The following is a 3,793-nucleotide window of genomic DNA, read 5'->3' on the forward strand; positions in this document are numbered from 1 at the left end:
CCCCTTGGGGGGCTGCGCCCCCCACCAGCCCCTCCGGCGTTTGAGGAGCGGGGTCTGGGGCGGAGCCCCAGAAGGGGCGCGGGGAACTGCGCGACCAGCCACACACCACCCGCACTCGCCAACCATCCAGGCCCCCCGAGCTCATAGGCGCCCGGCCCAGCGGCGCAGCCACAGGGCGGCGCTGCTCAGCTTCCGCAGGTACAGTGCGGGGACCAGCAGAACCCCAGCGTGAGGCCCCGTCCGTGTTGACCCAGACCACCTCCCGGGTCCTCGAACCGAGCGACCTGGACGCCGCGCTCGCCGTCCTCGACAGCGAGCCGGTCGCGAACGCCTTCGTGGCGTCCCGGGTCCAGATCGCCGGCCTCGACCCCTGGCGCCTCGGCGGCGAGATGTGGGGCTGGTACGAGGGCGGCATGCTCACCTCCCTGTGCTACGCGGGCGCCAACCTCGTCCCGATCTGCGCCGGCCCCCGAGCCGTACGCGCCTTCGCCGACCGCGCCCGACGGGCCGGCCGCCGCTGCTCCTCCATCGTCGGCCCCGCCGAAGCCACCGCCCAGCTGTGGCGGCTGTTGGAACCAAGCTGGGGCCCGGCCCGCGAGGTCCGCGCCCACCAGCCCCTCATGGTCACCGACCACATGCCGGCCGACATCACCCCGGATCCGTACGTCCGCCGTATCCGCAAGGACGAGATGGAGACGATCATGCCGGCGTGCGTGGCGATGTTCACCGAGGAGGTCGGCGTATCGCCGCTCGCGGGGGACGGCGGCCTGCTCTACCAGGCCCGCGTCGCCGAACTCGTCGGCTCCGGCCGCTCCTTCGCCCGCCTCGACCAGGACGGCAAGGTCGTCTTCAAGGCGGAGATCGGCGCCGCGACGGACAGGGCCTGCCAGATCCAGGGTGTGTGGGTAGCCCCCGAGTACCGCGGCCAGGGCCTGGCGGCCCCCGGGATGGCGGCGGTACTGCGCTATGCCCTCGCGGACGTGGCCCCGGTGGTGAGCCTTTACGTGAACGACTTCAACACGGCGGCGAGGCGGACGTACCAGCGGGTGGGCTTCCAGGAGGTCGGCGCCTTCATGAGCGTCCTGTTCTGAAACCCCCTGGGGCGCGGGTCTTTTGTCGATATGCGGCTCCGCCGCGTGTGCGCGCGCAACCACAGATGAGCCGCACACGGAACCCGGCGCGAACCCCCCTGTAGTCTCCCCACATGCGCCTTCCCGGTCACGCACACCGCCGCCAACCCGACGACATCGTGATCGGCCCCCTGAACCTCGCGGCCCGAGTCGACGAGGCCCTCGCGGTCCAAGCGGTCGCCTTCGGCCTGGGCCCCGACGAGGTGGCGGTCCGGCGCCAGATCGTCCTGCGCCACCTGACCTACCCGGGAGCGAGAGCCCTCGGCGCCACCAGAGCGGAGCGCCTCGTCGGGTTCGTCTACGGCATGCCCAATGACCGTACCCACTGGTGGTCCACCGTCGTCGAGCCGTACCTGCGGGCGCAGGGCCACGACGACTGGCTCGACGACTCCTTCGTCATCACGGAACTCCACGTCCTCCCGCAGTACCAGAACCGCGGCGTGGGCCGTTCCCTCATCACCAGGATCACCGACGGCGCCACCGAACCCCGCTCGATCCTCTCGGCGATCGACATCGAGAGCCCGGCCCGCGGCCTCTACCGCTCCCTCGGCTACCAGGACCTCGCCCGCCAGGTCCTGTTCCCCAGCGCCCCCAAGCCGTACGCCGTGATGGGCGCCCCCCTCCCGCTCCGCCGCCGACCGGGGCAAGGCAGCCGCTAACCGATTTCCACCGCCCCGTACCCCCCGGCTAACCTCCTGCCATAACCCAAACCAGCAGGAGTACGAGAACCATGGCGAACGCACCGGTCCAGCGCATGTCCCAGTTGATGGCGAAGACGCTGCGCGACGACCCGGCGGACGCCGAGGTCCTCAGCCACAAGCTGCTCGTCCGCGCCGGCTACGTCCGCCGCACCGCGGCCGGCATCTGGTCGTGGCTGCCCCTCGGCAAGCGGGTCCTCGCCAACGTCGAGCGCATCGTCCGCGAGGAGATGGACGCCATCGGCGCCCAGGAGGTGCTGCTCCCCGCGCTGCTGCCGCGCGAGCCGTACGACGCGACGGGCCGCTGGGACGAGTACGGCCAGGAGCTGTTCCGGCTCAAGGACCGCAAGGGCGGCGACTACCTGCTCGGCCCCACCCACGAGGAGATCTTCACCCTGCTGGTGAAGGACCAGGCGTCCTCCTACAAGGACCTGCCGGTCATCCTCTACCAGATCCAGCACAAGTACCGTGACGAGGCCCGTCCCCGGGCCGGCATCCTGCGCGGCCGCGAGTTCCTGATGAAGGACTCCTACTCCTTCGACACCGAGGACGAGGGCCTCGCCCAGTCCTACGCCCTGCACCGCGCGGCCTACCAGAAGATCTTCGCGCGCCTCGGCCTCGACTACCGCATCTGCGCCGCCACCGCCGGTGCGATGGGCGGCTCCAAGTCGGAGGAGTTCCTCGCCCCGGCCGGCGCCGGCGAGGACACCTTCGCGGACTGCCCGAACTGCGACTTCGCGGCCAACACCGAGGCGATCTCGTACGAGCTGAAGCCGGTGGACGCCGCAGGCGTGCCCGCCCTCGAAGAGATCCCGACGCCCGACACCCCGACCATCGAGACCCTCGCCGCCCACCTCGGCGTCCAGGCCTCCGCCACCCTGAAGAACCTCCTCGTCAAGGTCGACGGCGAGATCGTCGCCGTCGGAGTCCCCGGCGACCGCGAGGTCGACATGGACAAGGTCGAGGCGCACTTCGCGCCGGCCGTCGTCGAGATGGTCACCGAGGCGGACTTCGCCGAACGCCCGGACCTGGTCCGCGGTTACGTCGGCCCGCAGGGCCTGGGCGAGAAGGTGAAGTACCTCGCCGACCCGCGCGTGGCCCCCGGCACCTCCTGGATCACCGGCGCCAACAAGGAGGGCATGCACGCGAAGAACGTCGTCGCGGGCCGTGACTTCGAGGTCGACCAGTACGTCGACGTCGTGGTCGTCCAGGAGGGCGACCCGTGCCCGAACTGCGGCACCGGCCTCAAGCTCGACCGTGCCATCGAGATCGGCCACATCTTCCAGCTCGGCCGCAAGTACGCCGACGCCCTCAAGCTCGACGTCCTCGGCCAGAACGGCAAGCCGGTCCGCGTCACCATGGGCTCCTACGGCGTCGGCGTCTCCCGCGCGGTCGCGGCCCTCGCCGAGCAGACCGCCGACGACAAGGGCCTGTGCTGGCCCGCCGAGGTCGCCCCGGCCGACGTCCACGTGGTCGCCGCCGGCAAGGCCCTCCAGACCGAACTCGCCCTCGACGTCTCCGAGAAGCTCTCCGCGGCCGGCCTGCGCGTCCTGTGCGACGACCGGGCGGGCGTCTCACCGGGCGTGAAGTTCACCGACTCCGAGCTGATCGGCGTACCCCAGATCCTGGTGGCCGGCCGCCGCGCCGCCGAGGGCGTGGTGGAACTGAAGGACCGCAAGACCGGCGAGCGCGAGGAACTGACGGTGGACGAGGCAATCGCCCGCCTGACGGCATAAGGAGAAACAGGGGACCCGCCGGGCAGCACCAGCCTGCCCGGCGCGAGCCTTCATTCCGACGGCATGTGATGCGCCCCTCAGGGGCGCGGGGAACTGCGCGACCAGCCCTCACTGACCCGCAGCCGCCCAACAGCCCCAGGCACCCCACCGACTAGGCGCCCTAAAGCCACCCGGCAAATTCCAACAACAGCTCCGAGTCCCCCCGCCGCCCCACCCGGAGGGCCCGCAC

General features: G+C 71.3%; 3 protein-coding genes. All 3 read left to right on the plus strand.

The window, feature by feature from the left end:
* Window positions 1–242 precede the first annotated feature (242 nt).
* The 3 genes from L0P92_RS42920 to L0P92_RS42930 all read left to right on the plus strand — a co-directional run bounded on the left by L0P92_RS42920 (window position 243) and on the right by L0P92_RS42930 (window position 3,564).
* Complete coding sequence (locus L0P92_RS42920) at window positions 243–1,091, plus strand: GNAT family N-acetyltransferase (protein WP_234768560.1); 849 nt, start codon at window positions 243–245, stop codon at window positions 1,089–1,091.
* 113 nt (window positions 1,092–1,204) lie between these two features.
* A complete protein-coding gene (locus L0P92_RS42925; protein ID WP_234768561.1) occupies window positions 1,205–1,789 on the plus strand; it encodes a GNAT family N-acetyltransferase in 585 nt (194 codons plus the stop codon).
* A gap of 71 nt (window positions 1,790–1,860) precedes the next feature.
* Window positions 1,861–3,564: a proline--tRNA ligase gene (locus L0P92_RS42930; protein ID WP_234768562.1), complete on the plus strand. Its 1,704-nt coding sequence runs from the start codon at window positions 1,861–1,863 to the stop codon at window positions 3,562–3,564.
* Window positions 3,565–3,793: the final 229 nt, after the last annotated feature.

Origin of the sequence: Streptomyces muensis, assembly GCF_021474425.1 — a bacterium.
In the GTDB taxonomy this organism is placed as follows: domain Bacteria; phylum Actinomycetota; class Actinomycetes; order Streptomycetales; family Streptomycetaceae; genus Streptomyces; species Streptomyces muensis.

Bases quoted from the DNA above. Each gene is read 5' to 3' on its own strand.
- L0P92_RS42925 (WP_234768561.1), top strand. From the start codon at position 1,205: ATGCGCCTTCCCGGTCACGCACACCGCCGCCAACCCGACGACATCGTG.
- L0P92_RS42930 (WP_234768562.1), top strand. From the start codon at position 1,861: ATGGCGAACGCACCGGTCCAGCGCATGTCCCAGTTGATGGCGAAGACG.